The 25,975-nt window shown below is 40.8% G+C and carries 20 protein-coding genes; 4 read left to right on the forward strand and 16 right to left on the reverse strand.

Going from position 1 to position 25,975, the window contains the following annotated elements; genetic code table 11:
* Position 1: 1 nt before the first annotated feature.
* The 11 genes from HMPREF2991_RS02065 to HMPREF2991_RS02115 form a co-directional block, all read right to left on the reverse strand.
* Positions 2-565 (reverse strand): HAD-IA family hydrolase, encoded by a 564-nt coding sequence (locus HMPREF2991_RS02065; RefSeq protein ID WP_049520806.1) that lies wholly within the window; start codon positions 563-565, stop codon positions 2-4.
* 460 nt (positions 566-1,025) lie between these two features.
* Positions 1,026-5,558: a glycoside hydrolase family 70 protein gene (locus HMPREF2991_RS02070; RefSeq protein ID WP_070683332.1), complete on the reverse strand. Its 4,533-nt coding sequence runs from the start codon at positions 5,556-5,558 to the stop codon at positions 1,026-1,028.
* Between the two features lie 86 nt (positions 5,559-5,644).
* Positions 5,645-6,508: a helix-turn-helix domain-containing protein gene (locus HMPREF2991_RS02075; RefSeq protein WP_000909920.1), complete on the reverse strand. Its 864-nt coding sequence runs from the start codon at positions 6,506-6,508 to the stop codon at positions 5,645-5,647.
* A 371-nt stretch (positions 6,509-6,879) separates the two neighbouring features.
* Positions 6,880-7,434 (reverse strand): DJ-1 family glyoxalase III, encoded by a 555-nt coding sequence (locus HMPREF2991_RS02080; protein WP_070569010.1) that lies wholly within the window; start codon positions 7,432-7,434, stop codon positions 6,880-6,882.
* Positions 7,435-7,444: 10 nt separating this feature from the next.
* Positions 7,445-8,668 (reverse strand): FtsW/RodA/SpoVE family cell cycle protein, encoded by a 1,224-nt coding sequence (locus HMPREF2991_RS02085; protein WP_049478874.1) that lies wholly within the window; start codon positions 8,666-8,668, stop codon positions 7,445-7,447.
* A 20-nt stretch (positions 8,669-8,688) separates the two neighbouring features.
* Positions 8,689-11,163: a bifunctional DnaQ family exonuclease/ATP-dependent helicase gene (locus HMPREF2991_RS02090; protein ID WP_070683379.1), complete on the reverse strand. Its 2,475-nt coding sequence runs from the start codon at positions 11,161-11,163 to the stop codon at positions 8,689-8,691.
* A gap of 199 nt (positions 11,164-11,362) precedes the next feature.
* Positions 11,363-12,214 (reverse strand): NAD(P)H-hydrate dehydratase, encoded by an 852-nt coding sequence (locus HMPREF2991_RS02095; RefSeq protein WP_070683334.1) that lies wholly within the window; start codon positions 12,212-12,214, stop codon positions 11,363-11,365.
* Between the two features lie 56 nt (positions 12,215-12,270).
* Entirely contained in the window at positions 12,271-13,044 is a 774-nt protein-coding gene (locus HMPREF2991_RS02100) for an HAD hydrolase family protein (protein ID WP_070683336.1), read from the reverse strand.
* Positions 13,045-13,048: 4 nt separating this feature from the next.
* The gene (locus HMPREF2991_RS02105) at positions 13,049-13,906 is read right to left on the reverse strand and encodes a bifunctional methylenetetrahydrofolate dehydrogenase/methenyltetrahydrofolate cyclohydrolase (RefSeq protein ID WP_070683338.1); all 858 of its coding nucleotides are present in this window, start codon (positions 13,904-13,906) and stop codon (positions 13,049-13,051) included.
* Positions 13,907-14,435: 529 nt separating this feature from the next.
* A complete protein-coding gene (locus HMPREF2991_RS02110; RefSeq protein WP_000140925.1) occupies positions 14,436-15,170 on the reverse strand; it encodes an amino acid ABC transporter ATP-binding protein in 735 nt (244 codons plus the stop codon).
* Positions 15,170-15,853: an amino acid ABC transporter permease gene (locus tag HMPREF2991_RS02115; protein ID WP_001011622.1), complete on the reverse strand. Its 684-nt coding sequence runs from the start codon at positions 15,851-15,853 to the stop codon at positions 15,170-15,172. The genes HMPREF2991_RS02110 and HMPREF2991_RS02115 overlap by 1 nt, the downstream gene beginning before the upstream one ends.
* Before the next feature lie 192 nt (positions 15,854-16,045).
* Here HMPREF2991_RS02115 and HMPREF2991_RS02120 point away from each other — a divergent pair, with 192 nt between their 5' ends.
* Both HMPREF2991_RS02120 and HMPREF2991_RS02125 read left to right on the forward strand, forming a co-directional pair.
* Positions 16,046-16,276: a DUF1797 family protein gene (locus tag HMPREF2991_RS02120; protein WP_000443577.1), complete on the forward strand. Its 231-nt coding sequence runs from the start codon at positions 16,046-16,048 to the stop codon at positions 16,274-16,276.
* Between the two features lie 236 nt (positions 16,277-16,512).
* Positions 16,513-18,771, forward strand: a complete 2,259-nt coding sequence (locus HMPREF2991_RS02125) for an ATP-dependent Clp protease ATP-binding subunit (protein WP_070569013.1) — start codon at positions 16,513-16,515, stop codon at positions 18,769-18,771.
* A 42-nt stretch (positions 18,772-18,813) separates the two neighbouring features.
* Here HMPREF2991_RS02125 and HMPREF2991_RS02130 read toward each other — a convergent pair whose 3' ends face one another.
* Both HMPREF2991_RS02130 and HMPREF2991_RS02135 read right to left on the reverse strand, forming a co-directional pair.
* Entirely contained in the window at positions 18,814-19,428 is a 615-nt protein-coding gene (locus HMPREF2991_RS02130) for a GyrI-like domain-containing protein (RefSeq protein WP_049549841.1), read from the reverse strand.
* Positions 19,429-19,482: 54 nt separating this feature from the next.
* The gene (locus HMPREF2991_RS02135; protein ID WP_070569016.1) at positions 19,483-20,385 is read right to left on the reverse strand and encodes a helix-turn-helix transcriptional regulator; all 903 of its coding nucleotides are present in this window, start codon (positions 20,383-20,385) and stop codon (positions 19,483-19,485) included.
* 176 nt (positions 20,386-20,561) lie between these two features.
* Between HMPREF2991_RS02135 and HMPREF2991_RS02140 the strand changes: the two genes are divergently transcribed.
* Entirely contained in the window at positions 20,562-21,014 is a 453-nt protein-coding gene (locus tag HMPREF2991_RS02140) for an NUDIX hydrolase (protein WP_070569019.1), read from the forward strand.
* Between the two features lie 58 nt (positions 21,015-21,072).
* Positions 21,073-21,372 carry a DUF1827 family protein gene (locus HMPREF2991_RS02145; protein ID WP_000767207.1) on the forward strand — a complete coding sequence of 100 codons (300 nt, stop codon included), beginning with the start codon at positions 21,073-21,075 and terminating at the stop codon, positions 21,370-21,372.
* A 67-nt stretch (positions 21,373-21,439) separates the two neighbouring features.
* On the opposite strand, the gene metK is transcribed toward HMPREF2991_RS02145, so the two are convergent.
* From metK to HMPREF2991_RS02160, 3 genes are all read right to left on the reverse strand, one after another.
* Positions 21,440-22,630 carry a methionine adenosyltransferase gene (gene metK / locus HMPREF2991_RS02150; protein ID WP_000003912.1) on the reverse strand — a complete coding sequence of 397 codons (1,191 nt, stop codon included), beginning with the start codon at positions 22,628-22,630 and terminating at the stop codon, positions 21,440-21,442.
* A gap of 314 nt (positions 22,631-22,944) precedes the next feature.
* Positions 22,945-24,324, reverse strand: coding sequence for a VWA domain-containing protein (locus HMPREF2991_RS02155; RefSeq protein WP_000361432.1), 1,380 nt, complete (start codon positions 24,322-24,324; stop codon positions 22,945-22,947).
* A 241-nt stretch (positions 24,325-24,565) separates the two neighbouring features.
* Positions 24,566-25,909: a DEAD/DEAH box helicase gene (locus HMPREF2991_RS02160; protein ID WP_070569022.1), complete on the reverse strand. Its 1,344-nt coding sequence runs from the start codon at positions 25,907-25,909 to the stop codon at positions 24,566-24,568.
* Positions 25,910-25,975 lie beyond the last annotated feature (66 nt).

The raw sequence follows: 25,975 nt of genomic DNA on the forward strand, positions 1-25,975 counted from the left end.
CTTACATGTCTATTGCTTGTCTCAATGTCGCAACGTTATTAAAAAGATAGGCATCTAAGCCAGCAGCTTTACCTGCTTCTACATCAATATTTCTGTCACCAATGACCAAACCAGATGTAATATGATATTTATCACGTAAATAAATCATGGACTCAGGATCTGGCTTCCGTTTAAAGCCAGAACTAGCAGTCACCACCTCGGTGAAGTAGTTCGCTATCTGGGTCTTAGCAAGAAGTTCTAGAACTTGGTCATTTCGATGAGAAACCAAGAAATGGCGGCCACCCTTGTCCGAAATGTCTTTGAGTAATTCTGGAATTCCCTCAAACAAAACTGGATGTTCTAGCTCACGCGCTTCATTTTCTTTGTAGTTCTCTAAAAACCCCTCGATATTTGGTGCAAACTTCTCAATGGCAAAAGCTGTCGAAACCTTCAAAGCTTCGTAGACACGGTCGTGTTCTTGCTCTATTCCATATTGGGCTAAGGTTTCTACAAAGGCTGCTGTAGAAGACTCATAATTATCCAATAGGGTACCACCTAAATCCCATATATAGTCGTGATATTTCATACCCTTCATTATACCATTTTTTTATGAAAAAAGCGATGATTTCCTAGATTTTTCGGCTCTATAATTTCTATAGATAGTAAAACACTATTGCATCGATGGAGCCTTTTTGTGAAGAATAGCTCCTCTATGAATAATCAAGCAAAATCTTTCTTCTCTCAAATGTACAAATTAAAAAATAGAAACTACTAACAACCGCGTCATTATTCGCAAACGAAACGCTTTTGGATTTCCAAACTTTAAAAATAGAATCCTCATTGCTTTGAATGTCACAATAGAGTGCAGAAAAAGATTATTCCAATATGGAATCTCTTGTTAATTCATTTCAGTTTCCAATGATTCCTTCTTTCTTTTCAATTGTCATTTATTCTCCAAACAGGCAAAAAACGATAACGTCCTTTAAAGGAGTTATCGTTTTTGTATATCGTCAGATAAAGTTTGATTTTTATTGAGCTACATTCGATTAGTTTCTTCCGAAGTTTTGACCTCTACCATCGCGGTCAAAATACATCCAACTTCCATCTTCAAGTTGAATCCATTTGCTTCGAGCCATTTCTCCTGAATTGACATCGAAATATCGACTAACTCCATTCACATCAACAACTTTTCCTTTGACTTGCTTGCCGTCTTGCGTGAAATAGAGAGTCTGTTGACCAACTTGCTGCAAGCCTGTCACTGCTTTTCCAGCTTGATCAAAATAGTACCACTCATTTGGGGAACCTTCGACAAACTTGTCGGTTGCCATCTCTCCTGAGTTAGCATCAAAGTAACGGATACTCTTATCTGAAAGTGTCACGATTTTACCCTTGACTTGCTTGCCATCTTGGTCAAAGTAAAGTGTTTGTTTGCCAATCTTTTGAAGGCCTGTCACTGCTTTTCCAGTTTGGTCAAAGTAATACCATTCGTTCTTGGCACCTTCTGCAAACTTGCCGACTGCCATTTCTCCTGAGTTGGCATCAAAGTAACGGATGGATTTATCAGCCAAAGTTACTACTTTACCCTTGGCTTGCTTGCCATCTTGGTCAAAGTAAAGTGTTTGTTGACCAATCTTTTGAAGACCTGTCACAGCAACTCCATCTGCTCCGAAATAGTACCAATCACTTGGGTTATCACCCTGAGCAAAACGATTAATAACAGCATTTCCTGAATCCTTGTCAAAGTAACGAAGTTTGCCATCCTTAGCACTCACAATCTTGCCCTTAACCTGATAGCCGTTTTCATCAAAGAATTGCTGTCCATCTCCTATCTTGACAAGACCTCGAGCCATAACACCCTTGGCATCAAAGTAACGCCAGTTTTCACCATCAGTAGTGTAGTAACGGTTGAGAACTTGGGCACCAGTTTGATCATAGTAGTACTGATTACCATTTTCATCTTCACGGATAGAATCACGAAGTTGAATACCATTCTTCAAGAAATAAACGTGCTTGCCATCAATTTCATGAGCACCTGTTACAAGATAGCCTCGTTTATCGAAGTAATACCAATTTCCATTTTCATCTTGGATAAAGGAATTTTTAGCTTGATAACCACTAGTTGAATAGAACTTAGTACCATTGGCATCACTAACAAATCCTGTGTAAGCATTCTTATTAACTAATTGCTTAGGCAATACCACCTCACCATTTTTGTTAGTGAGATAGTCGTTGCTAGCCCAGTCTTTAAGAACATAGTAAGCACCACGACCTAAGATATTGGTACCATTGAAGTACTTAGCCGACCACTTGGTAATCTTCTCATCTGTTGTCATTTTTTGACCATTGGAAATCTGTACTCGTTCAAAGATTTCTGGATATTTAGCTTTAAGCTCATCCAAGAAGGCTCCACCGTACTTACCTTGGAAATCAGTCCCATTGGTCTTACTATTAGCTACATAGAGTTTTTCCTTAATTTCTGCGCCTTCACGGTAGGTTCCATAGTTATTGACACGTGTTGCTGTTACCACTTCCTTACCTGGTAGGTTATAGATTTGATCTGGTACCCAGTCCGCGATGGCTTGGATATTGACACTGTGAAGCGCACGGAGAGCATTGAGCAAATCTTTTAAAGAACCATATTTATTGTTCTTACTCATGGCCATATCGTAGCGGTCTTCAAAGGCATAACCATTCTGAATGATAGAATCCAAGAAAGTACCGTCTTGGCTAGATACATACTGAGGTGGTAGCTCAAATGAAGTTACTCCCCATTCCTTGAAGAGGTTGACATTTTTAGCAATGACTTTATTGGTATATTGGTCATCACGAGTTGCAAAGTCTTGGAAGTTAGAGAAGCCTTCGTAAATCAACTGAGAATCAAGAGCTGCGCTAGATTCATAAACTTGACCACTAGCGTTTTTCTTCTTGCTTGCTGTTGTACGAGCATCCTGATCTGCCTTAGCGCCAACTGGTACCCAAACAGCCAGATATCCAGAAACCTGTACATTGCTGTAGCCTGCAATATCATTCATATCAAAGGTCAAAATACCATTAGCATCTGTCTTCTTCCAGAGCGATTGCGGCACTTCTTCGTCAGTTAGATAGCGGGAAATACCATCTTTGGTCGTCAAAAGCACAGGGCGATAGTATTGATTCTTATGGGCTGCTCCCATATTGACTTGCAGTTTATCCCACACATTTAACTTGAGGTTAGGGTTGTTTGAAGCAATAACAGCCATCCCTTGAGTACGAGTTTCTGCTGTTCCTTCATCTGTTGCTTCATTAGCACCCGTACCGTAGCGCACAGAAGTCAAAATACCATTGTAAGACCATTTATCAGCCTCACGAGGTACACCCATATAAGTGACTTTCATGTCTTGTCCACCTGCTACATACTTAATACGAGCACGCAACAAGGCATCGATAGCGTCGTGGTAAGGAGATTTTTTCTCCATGTATTGACCATCATCGGTATAGAGATCACCATAGTAGACCCGAGTGATAGAGTCTTTATTGGAGAGCATGAGAGCATGAGCAGTTGGGATGTTGAACTGCGTATATTTCTTGTCCGCCTTGCGCATATCTTCGTTGTAGATCTTGAAGGCTTGCTTGAGTTCATCCATGGTAAAGGTCAAACCATCCGTATTTGGATTGATATTTTCTCGAATGATGTCGGCAATAACAGTTTGTACTTCACTATCATGAGCCCGAACAAAGATATAGTTAGCCATTCGTTCGCCATTTTTCTTTTCAGAAGAACGGTCATTTAGACTATTTGTAATCGTTGGCTCTACTCCGCTACGGATAGATAGATTACGCATGAATGAATAAAGCAAGGACAAGCGTAGCTTGTTGTCAATTGCTAGTTGAGCACCCTTAGTATCTTTGTTGTAGTCAGGATCGTTATCAGACCAAGCTTCCAAGATAGACAAATGCTTAATAGCTTCTTCTTCACTTTCTCCAACCTTGTAGCGAGACTTGAAGTAGTCAGATGCGATTTGGAGCAAGTCTGCGTTGACATTGTCCACCGCATCGACACGAACTCCATCAAAATTAGCAGTCGGATCATTGGCTACGATGCTTCCAAAGTTCATCATAAAATGCAACCAGTTGAGTTGTTCGGCCTGAACAGCTGGATTAGAATTGTCAAAGTCGTTAGAGAGCAAGAACTCATAACCACCGTTTGACTTGTCAATGAAGTACTTAGGTGTACCTGTTTGACTAGTAGGGGTACGGTTAAGCAGACGGAACTTAGAGTCAGCATGAGAGCTCTTCTCATTATTGGTATAAAGCAAAGCTCCACCCTGCAAGTGGTCCTTTTTAGTACCAGTTGTTTCAGACTCTGACTTGATATTCCAGTTTGGCTGGGTTTTGACAAAGGCACCCATCAGCGTTCTCAACCATTTGGTATCGCCTTCTTTACCAATTTTTTCCTCAATTTTGCGCTGAACCTGCTGAGAAGCTCCTGTCAGGAGAGCTTGTTCAACTTTGTTTTCAAAAGCACCTGCTCCCAGACCTTGCTGGTTCATATAGTTGAGGTAATTAATCTGAGTACGTTTATCAGGCCACCAAGCCATCAAAAGAGGACGTAAGTCTGTTTCTGTCGAAGCCGTCCATGTTTTTCCATCTTTTAAGATGAACTTTGGACGATACCAGCTATCTGCTGTCAAATAACCGTCTACAGTTTCAATATCCTTGTCAGTCGTACTATAGAAAGCATTCTTTTGGGAGAATTCATTATTGAGACTGCTGGTTCCTTGTTGGAACTGATATTCATTTGAATCAACTAAGGCACCAGTTTCTGCATCAAAATAAAGTATTCTACCATTAAGTTCAACTGCAAAGTTCTTTTTAACTGTACCATCGTCCTGAACATAGTAATTTTTACCATCAATGGTCTTAATATGAGATAGGACATCATCATCATGGTCAGCATTTACAGGTGCAGGTTGAGCCTGATCTGCCACCATTCTTTCAGCTACTGCTCCTTGTTTTTGAGCAGGTTCGGGCAAGCGATCTTTCTTTGCAACCTTTGGATTTGCAACAATCTTGTCTTCAACAGCCGATTTTTCTCGTTTGTCGCCTTCTTGGTCTTGGGCAGTTGTTGGCCCTGCTTGTTTATTCTGCTCTGCTACTTCTGTTTTAGGAGTTTCTGTGATTGCATTAGCAGCTTTAACTTCTTCTGCAACAGCAGCCTTTTCTGTAGATGCTTCTTTCGTATCTGCTGGTTTAGCAGGCTCTTGAGCATTGGTTTGAACTGTTGCTTCCGTATTTTCTGCTGGTTTAGCAGGTTTTTCACTAGCAGCAACATCGCCTGTCACCTTGTCTGCAGGGGTTGCTTTTTCTGCTTCTTTCTCAGAAGCTACGTTAGCTTGGGCTGGAGTTTGCTGACCTGGACCACTAGTCTGAGCTGTAGCAGGTTCTTGAACCACAACCTGCTTTACATCATCCGCATGGACAACGCCTGGTTCTAGACCAAGTACCTTTGGTGCTACAATAAGTGCCAAGGTAGTCAAAGCAATGGCTACCCAGTTTTTCTTAACTTTATGCATCTTATAATGAATCTTTTTCTCCATCATAAAACCTCCTTCTGAATTTAGTATAAAGTTATGCCCTTATTCTAGTATATTTTTCAAAATGATCTTTTTTTGTTGCACATCTACAACTATGAAAGGCAAATTCTTTCAAACTGTTCTTTAAGCTTTTGGGCAACACCAAAGGAATCTAAAAATTCAAAAAAAGATAGGCATTGCTCGATATCACTGAGAGCATTAGTATTCCCGACCTTATAGGCATACAGAGCCCTATGATACTTAATCAGCGTTCGATCATATAGATCTGTTTCAGGGATTTTAGAGTGGTCGAGATAATTGAGAAACCTCATAGCAACTAGCAGATGGTTTCCTTCTATACAGACGCTAATGACATTAAGTAGCATCTTGATAATACGGCGGCGATTTTCAGGTAGGTTGTTATAAAACTGGGTACGATTGATCATCTCACTAGCGAAGGTTTCCAACGTTTCCAAGGTCATCAAATCAACACTGTTTGTAAAAAGCCAGAGTTCATAACGTCCCCACTCCTCAACAGAAAAGAGATGATCCGTCAGGAATTCTATATCCTTCTTGCTAATCTGAAAATCTGAGCAACAGGAAGACAGAAGAGCTCTGACAATGATCGTATTGAGTTTATAGTTTTTCTTCTCAGGAAACTGTTCGGTCAAAGCTTCTGAGCTTGACAAAATATTTTGGAGCTTGACAACATTGTTTTCCTGATATGCATCAGCTACTTTTTTTGAAAACAGCACATCATCTGAATCAATGTAATTATGGTAAACATACTGAAACTCCTCTAGGGAAACGGCCATATTTTTTAAACAGCAATAAAAAGAATCAAGTGTGATCCCATTAACTCCCCGTTCAAAACGGGATAGCTGAGCTACGGAAATATCACCAGCAGCTACCTCTTTCAGGGACATTTTTTTTGATTCTCTAATGACTTTGAATATTTTTCCAAATGCTTTCAACATATCACTCCCCCAGTTTCGTATATGCAAAAAATTCTTACTAATTTTAATATACTAGTAACATGTTTCAATTATATTACAGAGAAAGTACTTTATATTTCAAATTAATACAAGCAGATTAATTCGCATGATAAGACCGTTTAATATAGCATTTATTGAATATTATATCTTTTCATGAATCTATTGATTTCAGTAGAAATCTGAACTATTCTATCTAACAACTTGAAAACACTAACATTTCTAGAGATAGATTCCTTCTTATGTTAAACGAATCTTGATTGATTTATAAAAGTTTGATATAAAATCGCAAGACAATCATATGAAACATTTTTTAGACATGGAGTAAATTAAAAAACGAGAGCCGAACTCTCGTCTTACTGTTGATTTCCAAAGACATCTCGATAGAGCATGCCGTCTCGTAAACTTTCAGCATCTCCTCCTAATTGCTCTACCAATTCATAGGCAAAGGCAAGTGCGGTTGACGGTCCTCGGCTAGTTGTTAGATTGCCATCCACAACTACTGTTTGCTTTTGATAAATTCCGTCAGTAATTTGCTCCTGAACTCCGTCATAACAAGTAAAGTGCTTGTCTTTCAGGACACCTGCTTGATGAAGAGCGATTGGGGCTGCACAGATAGCTGCAACTTTCTTTCCTGCTTGGTCAAAGGCTTTAATCTGTGAAATGAGCGCTTGATTATCTCGTAGGTGAGCTGAGCCTGGCATACCACCCGGAAGAACGACCAAGTCATAGTCGGACAAATCGCCATCAAAAACACGATCAGCTTTCACCTGAATGCCATGCGATCCTGTCACCTGCTCTTCAAATCCTACCATATCACATGAAATGTTTGCTCGACGCAAGACATCAACTACTGTCAAGGCTTCAATTTCTTCAAAACCCTGGGCTAAAATAACTGCTACTTTTGCCATAGTGGCCTCCTTATTTGATTTGTTTTAGGACAACTTTCTTTCGTTTGAATGGAACTTTTCCACTTTTCTCTTCTGCTAGATTGGTCTGGTAACTCATAGACAAGAGGAGACCGACACCGATGAGGTTACTAATAATTGCGGATCCCCCTTGAGAAATAAATGGCAGAGGAATCCCTGTCAAAGGAAGTAAGCCTGTCACGGCACCGATATTTTCAAAGATATGGAAGAGCAACATCATGATAAAACCAGTCGAAATATAGGTGTAGAACTGGTTGTTTGACTTAAGTGTAATCTTCAACATCCGATAAATAAGAAGCAAGTACAGGGCAACCACAAAGACCGAACCAATAAAGCCAAAGTCTTCAGCAATTACGGTGAAAATCATATCGCTCTCGCGTACTGGAATGAGGAGATTGGACACATTGAAACCTTGTCCAAACAAGCCACCACTTCCAATAGCAATTTGTCCCTGCGCCTGTTGGTAAGTCGTTGTTTGCGCAAAGTCAAAGGGATTGAGCCAAGCCAAGATGCGGTTGATCTGGTAGGTTGGCATCCCAATCTGATGCAAGAAGGCACGTCCATCCTTGCTTATAAAGATGGCCATGAAGCCTACAACTGCAGTCACTCCTGTCGCAAAAACAGGAATGATAATCTTCCACGAAACACCTGAAAGGAGAACCATGCCTGCAAAAATAGCTACAAAGACCAAGGCAGTCCCCAAGTCACTTTGTAGGGCTAAGAGGATCAAGACTGGGATGGTAAAGGCAATCATCCAACCAATCAGTAGGAAATCCAAGGGAATAGTCCGTCGCCATTCCTTGTGTTTCTGAGTGAATCTTACAATGGCTCGAGCCAACATCAAGATATAGGAAATCTTCATGAACTCCGATGGCTGGAAAAGTGTCGTTCCACCAATCGATACCCAGTTCTTGGCACCTGTTGACGCTACAAGATTTGGATTGTAGAAAACAAGAGGTAGGACCATCAAAGCTAGCCCTAGACCATAAAGATAGGGAGTCACCTTCCATAAAAACTCGGTATTAAAGAACATGACCACAAATCCAATGACAAGACCCAAGGCAATCCAAGCGATTTGCTGACCTAGAATTGGTAATACATTATTTGGATAGTCATGACTAACTGCTATATAAATGGCCGCTACTCCAATCACCAGTAAACAAAACACTGGTAGGAGGAGGCTATAATCGACTCGAGAGTCGAAGGAACGTTTCATATTTTTTACCTTTTCTCTTTCTAGGATTTTTCTTTCATTCTATTGCGACGAGATTGGAGAAACTCAGCTACAGCAGGCTCTAGCTGTTCTCTAGAAAGAACCTGAACAGCCCTTTCTTTTGACAAGGCCTGAGCGATTTGTTTGCCGTAACGCTTGCTAACGACACGACTGTCTAAGATTAGAGCAATCGAACCTTGGTCAGATCGTCTAACAGTACGGCCCAGGGCTTGTTTTAGCCGAATGATCGCCATCGGCAACTGATAATCATAGAAAGGATTCTTCCCTTCTTGACGCAGTTCTTGGTTTAATTTTTTAGTTAACGGTTCTTGGGGATTTTGGAAAGGCAATCTCGGAATCACTTGAATCACGCAAGGATGGGTTGAAAAATCAACCCCTTCCCAGAAACTACCTGTTCCGAGCAAGATCTTGCGTTCACCTTTTTCAAAACGTTTTTTCAGTTGGCTTGGTTCCCCATTTTTATACTGAGCTAGATGCGGTTGGTCTAGCAGGTCCGAAACTGCCAGCAACATCTCTTTTGAGGTAAACAAAACCAGTATGGGTTCTTGAAAGGCTTGTAAGCTTCGAATGACAGAAGCCACTTCACTAGCATAGTCAACAGGCGAAACTTCTGTCACAAGAGGAAAATCATTGACTAGAAAGACTTCTTGTTGCTCCTGTTTTGCTACATCAAGCCTAACAAGTGGAGCATCCGGAAATCCCAATAAATCTGCTAGGGAAACCCGATTGCTGATTTCAAGAGTAGCCGATACTCCTAGGAGCCTACAATCTTCTGGCAATAAGTCTGCTAGTATAAAGCGGCCTTTTTTACTTGAACAAATCAAGACATCCTTGCTCGATTTCTCTGCTGTAGCAAGCCAAAATTCACGGTCCGAGGTGAAAAAGTTTGCAAGCTCTCGATACTCTGGGAGAGCTAACTCCGAAAAATGCTGGCGCAACTCTTCGAGAGAATCCAACCACTTTCCATTCTTCAGACCTGACTGATAGTGCTCCATCAAGTAACGACATTCAAAGCCGATACTCTCAAGCAAGCGTTTCTGAACCAAATCTTCCTCTGACTCTAAGGACTTTTCAATTTGAGTTACAAGATCCTCTAGGCGATAAGCCTGCTGGGCTAGATTTTCGAGAGCTAGCAGCATTTTTTGAGCTTCATCCAAAATCACCAAACGATTGTCGACAAACTCGGGATTGTCTTCCAAACGAGTGACCAGATAGGCATGATTGGTCAGAAGAACACGACTGGTCTCGGCCTTTTCCTGCCCTCGTTTCCAAAAATCCTCTGTAGCAAATAAACTTTTCTTTGAAAGCTTGCCATCGTGGACTAGTTCAGGCAGAAAGTGCTGATAGCGATAAAGTTGCCCGATTTCGTCTAAATCACCAGTCTCTGTCTCCGTAAGCCAGATGAGCAGTTGCATTTTAAAGCGTGTGAAAAGGCGATTGGACTCAGATCGATGGAGAACTCGGTGAAAGGCATCCAGTTTTAAATAATTTTGAGGCCCCTTGAGACTATGGATTTCCAGATGGAAAACCTCTTTTAAACGCTGACCTTCTTCTTGCATGATCTGATTTTGAAGAATTTTGGTCGGAACACTCACTAAGATACCTGCTTGACTCTCCAAGTTCAAAGCTGGAAGGAGATAACCATAAGTCTTGCCCAGTCCCGTTTGAGCTTGGATAGAGGAAGTCTGGTCTTCTCCCAATAAGTGCTCAACCTTCTCCGCAAATTCCAACTGTTGCGGACGCTCCTCCAGCCCCAATAAAGAAATATTTTTAGCAAAATCTTTGGATAACTTTCGTGGGACTAAGGCTTTGCTTTCCTTTCTGAGGAAAAGCCCATGAAGTTCCATCAAGTCGGGCGAAGATAAGAGAGATTGTTGCTGATAGACCTCCTCAATCACCAGATAACTTTCATAGAGAAGGTTGTCTGCAAGGTTTAGCAAGCTTTCTAAGAGCCCTTTTGGTAACTCAAAAAGTTTTTGACGCATATAGAGCAAGAGCTCAGCTGTTGCCTGAGCATCTGACAGGGCAGTATGGGCATGTTCTAGTTCAATACCCAACTCTTGACAAAGGATACCTAGATTGTATTTCTCAAACTGAGGATACAGAACCTGGGCAAGCTCAACTGTATCCACCCGCGGTGTACGCAATTCATATCCTTCCAAAAAGAGGAATTCTGCAAGAAGATTAGCATCAAACTGTACATTGTGCGCAACAAAAATACCGTCCTTAACCAATTCAAAAATTTTTCCGGCCACCTGAGAAAACTCTGGTGCCGCAGCCAAACGCTGATCGGTCAGACCCGTTAATTCTTTGATATGAGAATCCAAGGGTTCATGGGGATTGACATCAGTCGCATACTGATCGATGATTTCACCATTCTCAATCACCACAATGCCTACTTGAATAATTTTTGCCTTGCTTCCGGTGCTGGTCGCCTCTAAATCAACGACCACATACCGATCATTTCTTGCATTCATCATTAAAAATTATATCAAAAAAAGCATGATTTGACACCCCTCAACTTTGATAACAATCTCGCTTTCCTTGCGAGTTTGAGTAAAAATCAAGACCTTAAAAGAAAGAATTTCACGCAAGTTAAGCAGTTGGTCGCTGGTTTTGAGGTATTTAAAAACCTTATCAACAAAGCTTCATCAACATAAAAAGACAACCAAGATATTAGCTGCCTTTTTGAGATATTTTTTTCATTGTTTTTGGGAGTAGCTTGCTAATTTCTGTTGGCAAGACAAGGTAGTTTTCTTGAGCAAGTTCTTGAGCAATGGCTGAGTGCAGATGAGTCGCTACCACCACTCTCTCATAGAGGCTGGCTTGGTGAAACTGACCTGTAAATCCAGCAATCATCCCAGCCAGAGTATCTCCCATCCCACCAGTTGCTTGATAGGGGCCTCCAACCTGTAACTGATAGTATTCAGGTTTGCCAGCTTGCCAGATACGAGTAGCCGTACCTTTCTCCACCAAAATTGTTCCTTGAGGAAAAGATAAAAGAGCCCTAGCAGTCATCTCTGTATTTTGATGGTCAAGAGCTGTGCCAGATAATCTTTCCCATTCCTTTTGGTGGGGAGTTAGGATGAGCTGACTGGAAGGAAATGGTAACTGGCCGTTTGCTAAGATGCCCAAAGCACCGCCATCTGCAATCAAAATCTGGTCTTTTCTAAGGCTGTCAAAGACCCGTTTTACGAGTTCTTCTCCAAATGCATCCTCTCGCAAACCCGGACCTAACAAGACAACTTCTGCCTTTACTAACTGTTCTTTTAACAATTGCTGGTCTTGAAGAGAAAATGCCATGGCCTCAGGTAAATGACTGTGCAGAGCCGGAATGTTCTCCTTATCCGTGCCAACAGTCACCAAACCTGCCCCACTTTTAACAGCTGCAATGGCTGACATGATGATAGCTCCCCCATAAGGATAGGTCCCTCCCAGCAAGAGCAGGCGACCGTAATCTCCCTTATGGCTGTGACGACAACGTTCAATAATAACTTTTTCTAATAAAGTTTGATCAATCACTTTCATCGATTTTTCCTCTCACTCCATTATACTACAAAAGGAGGGGCGAACCTCCTTCTACACTATTTTCCCTTAAATTCCGCAAAGGTCTGTAAGATTTTAGCAGCAACTGCTGGAGAAGGAGCTCCTTTTATCTCTAACGTGTCATCTGCATATGGAGTAAGACCAGCAAAATCTCCTATCTGGACTGAATAGAGCGACGTTTTAAACAGTTCAATATCGTTTTGGTCATTTCCAAAAGCGATGAAGTTCTCCCCGCATAACTTTTCAACAGTTGTCGCCTTATGAGTATCCAAGGGATTAACATAAAGGCACTTTTCATGCGCATGATAAGACAGATGAGCTTGTCCTAGTCTTTCTAACTGACCAAGCAGATCATCAAGCAAATCCTCATGGTCACCCATATAAACGACTACCTTAATCGGAGTCCCTAAGTCCTCAAGTTTCTGATGACGAGCCACCTTTAGGGGATCCACACTGGAAATAAATGGAATCTTCTCTACAATCTGACCACTGTAGTCAAAGCAATCATCTACAAAGAAAGGGAGATTATAAGTCTGGCAATAATCCACTAGCGCCTGATAAACTCTAGCATCAAGATTCCTTTCGAAGATAGCCTTCCCTAAATGATAGGCTACGCCACCATTCAAACCTATGACTAAGCGCTGACTGAGTTCAGAACCTAATAAACCCAAACAATCCCGATAAGAGCGGGCTGAGGCAAACACAAGCTCATGCCCATAATCTTCAGCCTTTAAAAGAACCTGCTGAATCTCCTCATCTATGGTCATGTAGTCAAAAGATAGCGTTCCATCCAGGTCAAATACGAATTTCATCTTCCTAGTCCTTGTTTAGTGTTCGAAGCGCTGCCTGATAGGTTTGCTCCATTAGCATGGTAATCGTCATAGGTCCAACTCCACCAGGTACAGGTGTGATGTGACTAGCAAGTGGTGCAACAGCATCATAATCAACATCTCCACAAAGCTTGCCATTTTCATCTCGGTTCATCCCAACGTCAATGACAACCGCTCCTGGTTTGACAAAGTCAGCAGTCACAAACTTGGCGCGACCAATAGCTACGACAAGGATATCCGCCTTAGCAGCCACCTTGGCAAGATGATGGGTGCGTGAGTGGGTCAAGGTCACAGTCGCATTCTTAGCTAAAAGAAGCTGAGCCATCGGTTTTCCAACAATATTTGAACGACCGATAACAACCGCATTTTTACCTTCTAGCTCAATCCCATATTCATGAAACATCTCCATAATTCCTGCAGGTGTCGAAGGAATCATAACTGGATGACCAGACCAGAGGCGACCCATGTTTAGGGGATGGAAACCATCCACGTCTTTTTCGGGGTTAATGGCTAATAAAACTGCCTCTTCATCAATATGTTTTGGCAAAGGTAACTGGACCAAAATCCCATGCCAAGCTGAATCTTGATTGTATTTGGCAATCAAGTCTAACAATTCCGCTTGGGTAATGGTCTCTGGAACTCGCACGACTTCACTACGGAAGCCAGCAGCGAGAGCTGACCGTTCCTTGTTGCGAACGTAGACCTGACTAGCAGGATTGTCCCCAACCAAAATCACCACCAGACCAGGAATCAATCCTGTTTCTTTTTTCAATCTCGCAGTCTTTTCAGCCAACTGTCCTTGTAACTTGGCTGCTAGAGCCTTCCCATCGATAATCTGCGTCATGTTTCTTCTCTTTTCTATCAAATATGTTCTATTATATCAAAAAATGGCTTATCACTCTAACACTTCTTGACTAAGAGACCTTATAGTCTGAAACTATAAGAAAAAGCTCAGTTGCAGGACTAGTCATTCTCTTACTGGAGGATAAAGGAACTCCACAGAATAATGATATTATTTTTTGATTCTGCATCAAAAATAATGTACAATATAAGTAAAGGAAGTCTTACAAAAAAGGAGGATAGACATGTCAATCTTTCATAAATATATACTATTTTTTATATTTCTTATACTAGCACTATACTCTGATAAGCTTTTCAAAAAGAACCACCAAGTTTGGAAAATTATTTTCGCAGTATTAGGTATACTTACAAGCATTAGCTTCATGTTTTAACTAAAATAAAGTAGGAATCAGTGTTTTCTGATTCCTACTTTTTATTTATAACTTTAATCTAAACTGAGTAAAGAAGTTTTGATATAACTTATCGAACTATCTACCTAAGAAAAAGTCGAAATGGATATAAATTTACAACTCTTACAAAACCTTACTCAAAAATTCCTTGGTCCGTTGTTCTTTTGTTTGATCGAAAATCTCTTCTGGTGTTCCATCTTCGACAACAACCCCATCTGCCATAAAGATAACACGGTCTGCTACCTCACGCGCAAAGCCCATTTCATGAGTCACAATCACCATAGTCATCCCTGACTTGGCAAGGTCTTGCATAACAGCTAGAACTTCTCCAACCATCTCCGGGTCTAGGGCTGAAGTCGGCTCATCAAAGAGCAAAACATCTGGTTCCATAGCAAGTCCACGTGCAATAGCAATCCGTTGCTGCTGACCACCTGACAAACTCTGTGGATAAGCCGTCGCCTTATCTGGCAAGCCAACTTTTTCTAACAGTTCCTGTGCTCTTTTCTCCGCAACTTCCTTGCTTTCACCTTTGGTTTTAATTGGTGACAAAGTGATATTTTCCATCACTGTCATATTGGGAAAGAGGTTGAATTGTTGGAATACCATGCCCATCTTTTCACGCATGGCAAAAAGGTCATTTTTCTTATCTGTGATATCAACTCCTTCAAAGATAACCTTACCTTTACTTGCTTCTTCAAGGAGATTCATCGAACGAAGGAGGGTTGATTTCCCGCTCCCTGACGGACCAATAATGACCACAACTTCTCCACGTTTAATCTCAAGATTGATGCCTTTTAAAACTTCATTTTTCCCAAAAGACTTATGTAGTTCTTCAATTTTAATCAAGGTTTCTGTCATTATTTCTTGTCTCCTTGTCCAATATGTTTTTCGAATGCTTTCAACGCCACTGTCAAAACAGAGGTCATAATCAAATAGTAAAAGGCTGCAAATAAAAGAGGAGTCAACGGTAAATAAGTTGTTGTTGCTACTGTCGTTGCACCATTCCACAACTCCATCACCCCAATCGCTGATAAGAGGGAACTATCCTTGATAATGGTGATAAATTCGTTTCCCAGAGCCGGAAGAATATTTTTGATAGCTTGTGGCAAAATGACATAACGCATGGCATTTTTCGGACGAATACCGAGAGAATATGCGGCCTCTAACTGCCCTTTAGGAACCGCATTGATCCCTGCACGAACAGTTTCTGAAACGTAAGCTCCACTATTCATAGAAATAATCAGAATACCAGGAATCAAACGAGAAAGATCAACTCCTAAAATTCCCACTTGGATAGTCGGAGCATTGATATGCATAAGAGCAAAGGCAATCATAATCTGAACCATCATCGGAGTACCACGGAAGATCCAAACATACACATTTGCAAACCAAACGAGCGGTTTAAAGCGTGAACGTTGGGCAAAGGCCAGTAACACACCTATAATAGTCCCTAAGCAGACGACAAGGATGGAAATCAATACGGTAATCAGAGCACCATAGTTAAAATATGGTAAATACTTTGGTAAAAAAGAAAAATTCATATTCAATCAACTTTCTATGTATTGGATTGTATGATTATAACATGAATTGAATTAAAATGCAATCCTTTTTTCCCTAATTTTAACAATTAACTTGATAGAATAGAGAAATAGAGAGAAATCACAGTTTTTTTCTAGTCAACTACCTCTTGTTTATGGTAAAATAGAAACGATAAGAAATGGAGGAGAATCAAAATGGAATCACATTTGGTTAGAATCATTAACCGCCTAGAAGCAATGACAAAAGATGGTGGAAATCTAAAACGTAATTTTGAACGTGAAGGTGTTGTTGTCGCAGAAGTTGCATACAGCCACGACGAAGAAAACGGATCACTCTTCACCCTTCGCGATGTAGAAGCTCGTGAAACTTATACCTTTGATAGCATTGATTTGATTGCAATGGAGATCTACGAACTCCTTTACTAATATAAAAACAACGGGCAGTAAGGCCCGATAAATGAGAATCCTTTTTGTCACCGCAAATGGGATTTTTTCTTACCTTCAATGTCGCTTGATTCTCCATAAATCCTTCTTTTAAAAACGAACACTTCCCAATCTTTTTACTTGCTTTACACCTTAATCATGCTATAATGAGAGTATAAAACTTTGACTATTCTTGACCTTTTCTTAGGCTAAGAATAAGAATGAAATGAGGTAGATGTATGCTCTGTCAAAACTGTAAAATTAACGACTCAACAATTCATCTGTATACCAATATCAATGGACAGCAAAAGCAAATTGATCTCTGTCAAAATTGCTATAAAATTATCAAAACAGATCCAAATAATACCCTCTTTAAAGGGATGACTGACTTAAATAATCATGACTTTGATCCTTTCGGCGACTTTTTCAATGATTTGAACAATTTCAAACCTTCTTCTAATAACGTCCCACCAACTCAATCTGGTGGGGGATACGGAGGAAACGGTGGTTATGGTCCTCAAAACCGCGGCCCACTTCAAACACCTCCTAGCCAAGAAAGAGGACTCCTAGAGGAATATGGTATCAATATTACTGAGATTGCTCGTCGGGGAGATATTGACCCTGTTATAGGTCGGGATGAGGAGATTATCCGCGTTATCGAAATCCTCAACCGTCGAACCAAGAACAACCCTGTCCTTATCGGAGAACCAGGTGTTGGTAAAACAGCCGTTGTGGAAGGTCTAGCTCAGAAGATTGTCGATGGCGATGTTCCCCATAAACTTCAAGGTAAGCAGGTCATCCGTCTAGATGTGGTCAGTCTAGTTCAAGGAACAGGGATTCGAGGCCAATTTGAAGAACGTATGCAAAAGCTCATGGAAGAAATTCGCAAACGTGAGGACATCATCCTCTTTATCGACGAAATCCATGAAATTGTTGGTGCAGGATCAGCAGGTGATGGCAATATGGATGCAGGAAATATCCTCAAACCAGCCCTTGCCCGTGGTGAATTGCAACTGGTTGGTGCCACTACTCTCAATGAATACCGTATCATTGAAAAAGACGCTGCCCTAGAGCGCCGTATGCAGCCTGTCAAGGTAGATGAACCAACTGTCGAAGAAACCATTATCATCCTTAAAGGAGTTCAAAAGAAATACGAAGACTACCATCACGTCAAGTATACTGATGCTGCTATCGAAGCTGCTGCAAATCTTTCCAACCGCTACATCCAAGATCGCTTCTTACCAGACAAGGCTATTGACCTGTTGGACGAAGCTGGTTCAAAGATGAATCTAACGCTGAACTTTGTTGATCCTAAAGTGATTGATCAGCGTTTAATTGAAGCTGAGAATCTCAAGGCTCAAGCTACACGAGAGGAAGACTTTGAAAAGGCTGCTTATTTCCGCGATCAGATTGCCAAGTACAAGGAAATGCAAAAGAACAAGGTGACCGATCAGGATACTCCAATCATCAGCGAGAAAACTATTGAACATATCATTGAGCAGAAAACCAATATCCCTGTTGGAGAACTCAAAGAAAAAGAACAATCTCAGCTTATCCATCTAGCAGACGACCTCAAAACTCATGTCATTGGTCAAGATGAAGCTGTCGATAAGATTGCCAAGGCCATCCGTCGTAATCGTGTTGGACTTGGAACTCCTAACCGGCCAATCGGAAGCTTCCTCTTTGTCGGACCAACTGGTGTCGGTAAAACAGAACTTTCCAAACAACTAGCCATTGAGCTCTTTGGTTCTGCTGACAGCATGATTCGCTTTGATATGAGTGAATACATGGAAAAACACAGTGTGGCTAAATTGGTCGGAGCCCCTCCAGGCTATGTAGGCTACGATGAAGCTGGTCAGTTAACGGAAAAAGTTCGTCGCAATCCTTACTCACTCATCCTTCTCGATGAGGTCGAGAAAGCCCATCCAGATGTGATGCACATGTTCCTTCAAGTCTTGGACGATGGTCGTTTAACAGATGGGCAAGGACGTACAGTTAGCTTCAAGGATACCATCATTATCATGACCTCAAACGCTGGAACTGGTAAGGCCGAAGCCAGTGTTGGTTTTGGGGCGGCTCGCGAAGGACGTACCAACTCTGTTCTCGGTGAACTCGGCAACTTCTTTAGTCCGGAGTTTATGAACCGTTTTGACGGCATCATCGAATTTAAACCTCTCAGCAAGGACAACCTTCTCCAAATCGTCGAACTCATGCTAGCGGATGTCAACAAACGCCTCTCTAGCAACAATATCTACCTCGATGTGACAGACAAGGTCAAGGAAAAGTTGGTTGACTTAGGTTATGATCCAAAAATGGGAGCACGCCCACTCCGCCGTACCATTCAAGACCATATCGAGGATGCCATCACTGATTTCTACCTTGAAAATCCAAGTGAGAAAGCCCTCAAGGCAGTCATGACAAGCAATGGCAATATTCAAATCAAATCTGCCAAAAAAACTGAGAAAACAGAAGAGATTGCTTCTGAAATAGAAGAATAAACCTCATAAAAAGAACAGGAAACAAGATTTCCTGTTCTTTTTTTAATTCTCTTCTTGAACTTGATAGCGAAGAATTGTTTTTAATTTGCTTGGCTCCGTTCGATGAAGGTTATTGAGATAAATTTCTCGGTGGACTTCCGAAGTTCTTTTGAGTTTATGAAGTTTACAAAAATGCTCCATCTCTGCAAAAGTCTCATTTTCAGTATCAAAAGGTCCTACATGAAGCATAGCAAGGCTTTGGCCTTCCTCTATCATTTCAAAACGAATAGCCTCATAGAGAATATTTGGCTTCTTGATTATGACCTCTTCCAAAGCTTTTTCAAATAGTTCTCTCGTAATAAAATCGGGTTGCCCAATCATAATGCTATAAGAAAGCTCACTTTTTACCAGTTCTCCCTCCTTCTCCTTTCTCCATACACCTTCTAAAGGAAAGACAGTAAAATCAGTGTAAACCTCATCCAGAGGAGCTTTTTTATACTTCATCTTTATCGCATAGGCTAAGGCATATAAGGCCCCTACGCGTTCTGAAAAATCTTCTTGATTTGGATCACCTTTACCATCAATCACGATATAGGATTGACCTGGTACCTGCAGGATGCTGGGCCTAGCTTTCACTTGATAAAGATCTTTTGCTTCTTTTCTCCATTCGTATTTCATTTGGTTCTTCTCCTTTCTATCTCTAGTATAGCACCAAAACCCTGACATCTTTTGTCAAGGTTTGTAAAGTTTTTGGATTTTTTCTAGTCTAGAAAGCAATTCCTTCTTCAGATGATTGGGGGCGAGTATTTCCACCCCATCTAGATAAGACAGGAGGTAAGTATACAGGCTTTCATGCTCTGGTAGGACTGTCTTGACATAATAACACCCATCTTTCCCCAAGCTAATCTCATCTTCTGAAAAATCTTCATAAACCCGGAAAGCAAGCTTGGGACTAAACTTCAAGGAAACTTCGATTTGATGTGTCACTTGATCTGAACCATCAACCCAATCCTCCACATTTTTCTGATTCACAGTTTCAGTTGTTAGGTGATAATTCCTAATTCTAGACAATTTGAAAAAACGCCACTCTTCCTTCAAACAACAGTAGGCATGAAGGTACCAATCTCTCTTTTTAAATATGAGTCTAAAAGGCTCGACTGTACGAACCGTTTTCTGACCACACCCACCTAGATAAGTAATCACCAGTTGTCTTTTCTCTAGAATAGCATGTTTGATGTTATCAAATAATTCTTTTTGACCTTCTCGCTTTCTCCAGTCAGTCAAGTCTACTTCTATCCAAGGGCTGGGAGAAACTTGAAAAATAGATTCCAACTTTTCAAGCAACAGATCTTGCTTGTCATTTGTCAGGGCTTGAATTCCTTGCAAAGCTGATAGAAGTTCTAATTTTTCATCCTCCGATACGAGAGTACGATCCAGAACAAAGTCCTTCATTAAAAAGATTCCGCCTGCCTTCCCAGGTATCGAATATAGAGGAATCCCCGCCATACTCAACCGCTCAATATCGCGATAAATCGTTCGTACAGATACTTCAAATAATCGAGCTAATTCAGGAGCCGTTGTACTGCCTTTTTCTAAAAGTAGATATAGGATACGAAATAGTCTTGATTCTGCCATAAAGTCACCTCTCTTTTATTATACCAGTTATAGTGCTAGGTCTGGAAAGTTTAACGAGACAAGGATTGACCAAGACAAAGTAGCTTTTTCTGCACCAGTTCGTTGGTTTATTCTTGACAGCTTGCCCCTCGTCCATTATGATAATAATAAAGATACTAGAGAATGAGGAAAATGCAATGGCAAACCCAACTTTTGGTGAAAAAAAAGAGAATGTGACCTACCAGCCCCGCTATGGTGTGTACGCAGTTATTCCGGATGCGGAGAAAAAACAAATTGTCCTAGTTCAAGCCCCCAATGGTGCTTGGTTCTTGCCAGGTGGAGAAATTGAAGCTGGCGAAGATCATCAAGAAGCACTGAAGAGAGAACTAATCGAAGAACTTGGCTTTACAGCTGAGATTGGAACCTATTATGGGCAAGCTGATGAGTATTTCTACTCTCGCCACCGTGATACCTACTACTACAATCCAGCTTATCTCTATGAAGCTACTTCTTTCCAAAAAGTACAAAAACCATTGGAAGATTTTAATCATATTGCTTGGTTCCCTATTGACGAGGCTATTGAAAACCTCAAACGTGGTAGCCATAAATGGGGAATTGAAGCTTGGAAAATCCAGCATGGAATTGACTAAAATACACGATTTTATCCAAAAAGTGCTATAATAGAGTTAGAAAATCGGAGGAACTATTATGAAGCTTATCAATACGACAAACTCACACTCGCAACTTGTTAAAAGCCAATTAGAAAGCACAGACGCAACTCTTGTCGAGGTCTATTCTGCTGGAAACACAGATGTAGTTTTCACACAAGCCCCGCTTCACTATGAAATCCTCATTTCCAACAAACACCGTGCTATTCGTGAACCTGAAATTGAAACCATTCAAGACTTCTTCTTGAAACGTAAAATCGACAAAGGAAGCATCGATGAAGCCAATATCAAGACGCTTTATTCTGATAAATTGATTGAGATTTCTATTCCTACAAAATAAGAAAGCCAGCCAAAAGCTGGTTTTCTTTCGCAAAAAAAGATTGGTAGTTTCTACCAATCTTTTAGTTTTATTTCACAGCTTCTTTCAAAGCGTCTACCTTGTCCAAACGTTCCCAAGGAAGGTCAATATCTGTACGTCCCATGTGTCCATAAGCCGCTGTTTGACGGTAAATTGGACGTTTGAGATCCAGCATTTGGATAATTCCTGCAGGACGAAGGTCAAAGATTTGACGCGCTGCTTTTTCAAGCTTGCTTTCAGCTACTGTTCCTGTACCAAAAGTATCGATACGAACAGAAACAGGCTGTGCCACCCCAATAGCATAAGCCAATTGCACTTCTGCCTTCTTAGCAAGACCTGCTGCAACGATGTTCTTGGCAATGTAGCGAGCTGCATAAGAGGCTGAACGGTCCACCTTCGTCGCATCCTTACCAGAGAAGGCACCTCCACCATGACGAGAGTAGCCACCATAGGTATCCACGATGATCTTACGACCAGTCAAGCCTGAGTCCCCTTGAGGTCCACCGATTACAAAGCGACCAGTTGGATTGATGAAGAATTTTGTCTGCTCATCCAAGTAAGATGCTGGAATTACTTCTTTGATAACCTTGTTAATCACATCATTGTGAATTTGTTCATTGCTAACTTCTGGGTCGTGCTGAGTTGAAATAACGACTGTATCCACCCGTACTGGACGGTCATTTTCATCATACTCAACCGTAACTTGTGATTTAGCATCTGGACGGAGATAGCTGATTTCACCAGACTTACGAAGTTCTGCCAAACGACGAACCAACTTGTGGCTAAGTGAGATTGGTAAAGGCATGAGTTCTTCTGTCTCATCCACCGCAAATCCAAACATAAGACCTTGGTCACCAGCACCAATCAAGTCCAGTGGATCTTGATCTGCATTTCCACGAACTTCCAAGGCTTCGTTAACACCTTGGGCGATATCTGGTGACTGCTCAACAAGTGACGGATGAACTCCCACCGTCTCCGCAGAAAAACCATACTCTGTATTGGTATAACCAATCTCTGCAATGGTATCACGAACCACTCGGTTAATATCTACATAAGCATGTGTAGAAATTTCACCAAAAACATGGACCGAACCTGTGTATACAGCTGTCTCGGCAGCAACGTGCGCATCTGGATCCTTTGCTAAAATAGCATCCAAAATCGCATCTGAAATTTGGTCTGCAATCTTATCCGGATGCCCCTCAGATACAGATTCAGACGTGAATAATTTACGTTCTGACATAAAAATGTCCCCCCTTAAAAAATATTGTTATAGAGTTACAAAGTACTGATAGGAAAACTACTAGTAATGAATACCTACCATCTTATCGGGACTATATAACCTTATCATTATACCACTTTTTACTTTTTTTTGCAGTATTTTCTCTAAATCAAAAAAAGAACCTTACGGCTCTTTTCTCGGCATAATAATTTGGCTTGTACTCCATAATACAGAAGATCATACCTATGTTTATCTGCATACTTCGTTTACAAACTACCTATTTTTTCGTCTGCTTTTTCCTCACAATGTTTTAACAAACAATCTTCCAGTTAGGCTTACTGTTCCTTAGACTTTCTATTGCTTACAGTTAAGCCAAGTCCAGCCATTAGGAGGCCAAGTCCCACAATACCATAGTTCGCTGTATCATTACTTCCTGTATCAGGGAGTTTCGCCACTTCTTTTTTATAAGCTGTAGCTACTGGAACTGTGGTAGTTGGAGTCGCACTTCCTGTCTGAGCAACAGGTAGTGTTGTACGACGTTCTAGGTAAAATTGGTAATTATCTTTCGTTACCTTGTAATTGTGTCCTTCAGTCACAGTTTCAACAATCCATGTAGTTGCATCCTTAGTTAAAGAATCAGCCAAGTTACGATTAATATTCATTAATCGACCTTCAGATACAAAATCTTTATAGCTAATATCGGTCCCTGTCGAAGTTGCAACAATTCTTTCGATTTTTGCGGCTTTCAAAGACGCAAGAGTATTCGCCATCGTTGGAATTGAAGGATCCTCCTTCATTGGAGCATCTGTCAACAATACGACAAACTTTTTATTTTTAGGTGACTTAGACCAGTCGTAGGTTGAAACAATTTGTGTAAGAGTAGGTGTAGATGTTTCAGGGAAGTCTCCACCATGTGCAAGCTTAATGCCTGCTAAGGCTTTTTCAAGCTCAGCTGGGTCAGAGGTAAAATAAGATTCATTAAATTTTGTTAAAATTGTACCCTCATCTGCTAATCCACCTATACGTCCATATACTTCATCACTAAAGGTAGCTAATCCAAAACGTGCTGCTACTCCATCTTTAGCAAGATTTCTTGCAAACTCATTGATATTGTTACGGACAGTGTCAATAGTTCGAGACATAGATGCTGAACGGTCAACAACAAAAACGATATCGGCAGAGTTAGATTTTGAAATCGTTCTTGTCGCTTTCTTGATTTCGACTGTAGTTGTTTTATCAACACGTTCATATTGGGTATAAGAATTTCCATCTTCATCTTTCCCACTCACTGTACTCTCAGTTGTTTCAGTCTTTGGAGCAGGAAGTTCTTCACTTTTTACAGGTGCCACTTCTGTCTTTGTGACTTCAACTGTTGCAGTTTCTTCATGAATCTTTTGATCACCTTCTTGGCGTTCTTTCACGTCAATAGGTGAAACCTTCTTAGAAACATCAACAAGTTCTCCAGGTTTTGCATCTGATTGGTTAACGACTGGTTTCGCCTCATCAGCTTTAATTTCTGCTACAGCAGCTTCGACTGCCGATTTATTTGCTTCGGTTTTCTTTACTGTTTCAGCTGAAGTAGATGCCGGTTGTGTTGTTTCATCTGCAGACACTTGTCCGACCTGAGCAAAAGCAAACAAAATTGCTACAGAAGCCAACCCAACTTTCATTTTACGGAATGAAAAACGTTGTTGTTTCATAAATGATTTATCCATAGAAGTCCCCTTTTCTTTTCACGGATCAAATGATATAATCCGATTGTTTTATAGTATGATAACACAATTTTGTATAGTTTTCAATTTTTTTCCTTATGATTTCAATAAAATATTGCTCTAAAAAAGGTTTTAAAGCAATTACTGTTTTATAAATCAAATTATTTAAAATATATAATTATTATCTCCTTTGAATATTTCCGGAAATAAAAACTCAGTAGAATCAGGTGATTCTACTGAGTTTTTAAAATGTTTGACGTTTTGCTTTACGCTCTGCACGCCCACGTGCGCGATTTTCAGCACGCTTGGTTTTGCGGCGTTTTTCATCCACCGCCCATTGAATCTTCTTCTTATAGCCAGGTTTGACTTTTTTCTTTTTCTTTTTAACCAAGCCAATCATTTCAATATCAAGCTTATCCTGCTTCTTTTCACGATTAGCACGACGATCACGGTCATAGGTATCTTGAAACTCTCCGTCTTTGACCATCTTAGGAGTAAACTTGATCCCTAATTTCTCCAACTCACGGATATCCGAGTCATCACTAGGCTGGTAAAGGGTAATCGCTGTACCAGGCAGTCCGTTGCGCCCAGTTCGTCCAACACGGTGAACAAAGAAGGACAAGTCTTGCGGAATGGCATCATTGATAACATGGCTGACCCCTTCAATGTCAATTCCACGCGCTGCCAAGTCTGTTGCAACAATGTACTCAAAATCCAGATTTTTCACCTGATTCATGATCCGTTTGCGTTCACGAGGAGCAATATCTCCATGAATCTTTGCCACCTTCAAGCCTTGAGCAGTCAAGTAAGAATGCAATTCATCAGCACGCGTTTTTGTGTTAACAAAAATCATAGCTAAATAAGGCTGCATCAACTGAGTCAGTTGGTAAATCTGAGCATTCTTATCACGGCCCTTGGTCGAAATCAACCAGTTATCAATGGTATCTGAGATGACTGTCTTAGTCTTAATTTTTTCCATGACAGGATTTGACAAGTATTTCTTCAAGAACGGTTGCAATTTTTGTGGAATAGTTGCTGAAAAGACCATGAATTGCAAGTCTTTTGGAAGGCTTCCTGCAATCTTATCAACGGTTTCCAAGAATCCCATATCCAAGGTCATATCGGCTTCATCAATTACAAAGGTCTTGGCCTTGTGAATAGCCAAATCACCAGATTTGACCAAGTCATAGATACGACCTGGCGTTCCGATAACGATATGAGGCTGGTTGCTGGCAAGTTTTTCAATCTGACGCGCCTTATCCGTACCACCCACATAATTCACCACACGAACTTCGACATCTGAGTGAGCTGCAATCTGACGGGCTGCTTGGTAGATTTGAGTGGCCAACTCACGACTTGGTGCAGTAATGACCGCTTGCACACTATCGCTAGTTTCATCTAATTGTTGGAAAATTGGTAATAAGAAAGTATGAGTCTTTCCTGAACCTGTTTTCGACTCGCCCACCAAGTCACGACCTGCCAGTACAATAGGGATTAATTTTTCTTGCACCTCTGTAGGAGTTGCAAATTTCAACTCCTCCAAGGCTTCTACTATATAATTTTTAAATTGAAATTTCTTAAATGACATACTATCCTCGATTCTATCCTTTCAATTATACCATATTTTGTCCTATTGCAGTAGTCCCATTTGAGT

It is taken from the genome of Streptococcus sp. HMSC072D07 (genome assembly GCF_001814835.1).
Taxonomy (GTDB): domain Bacteria; phylum Bacillota; class Bacilli; order Lactobacillales; family Streptococcaceae; genus Streptococcus.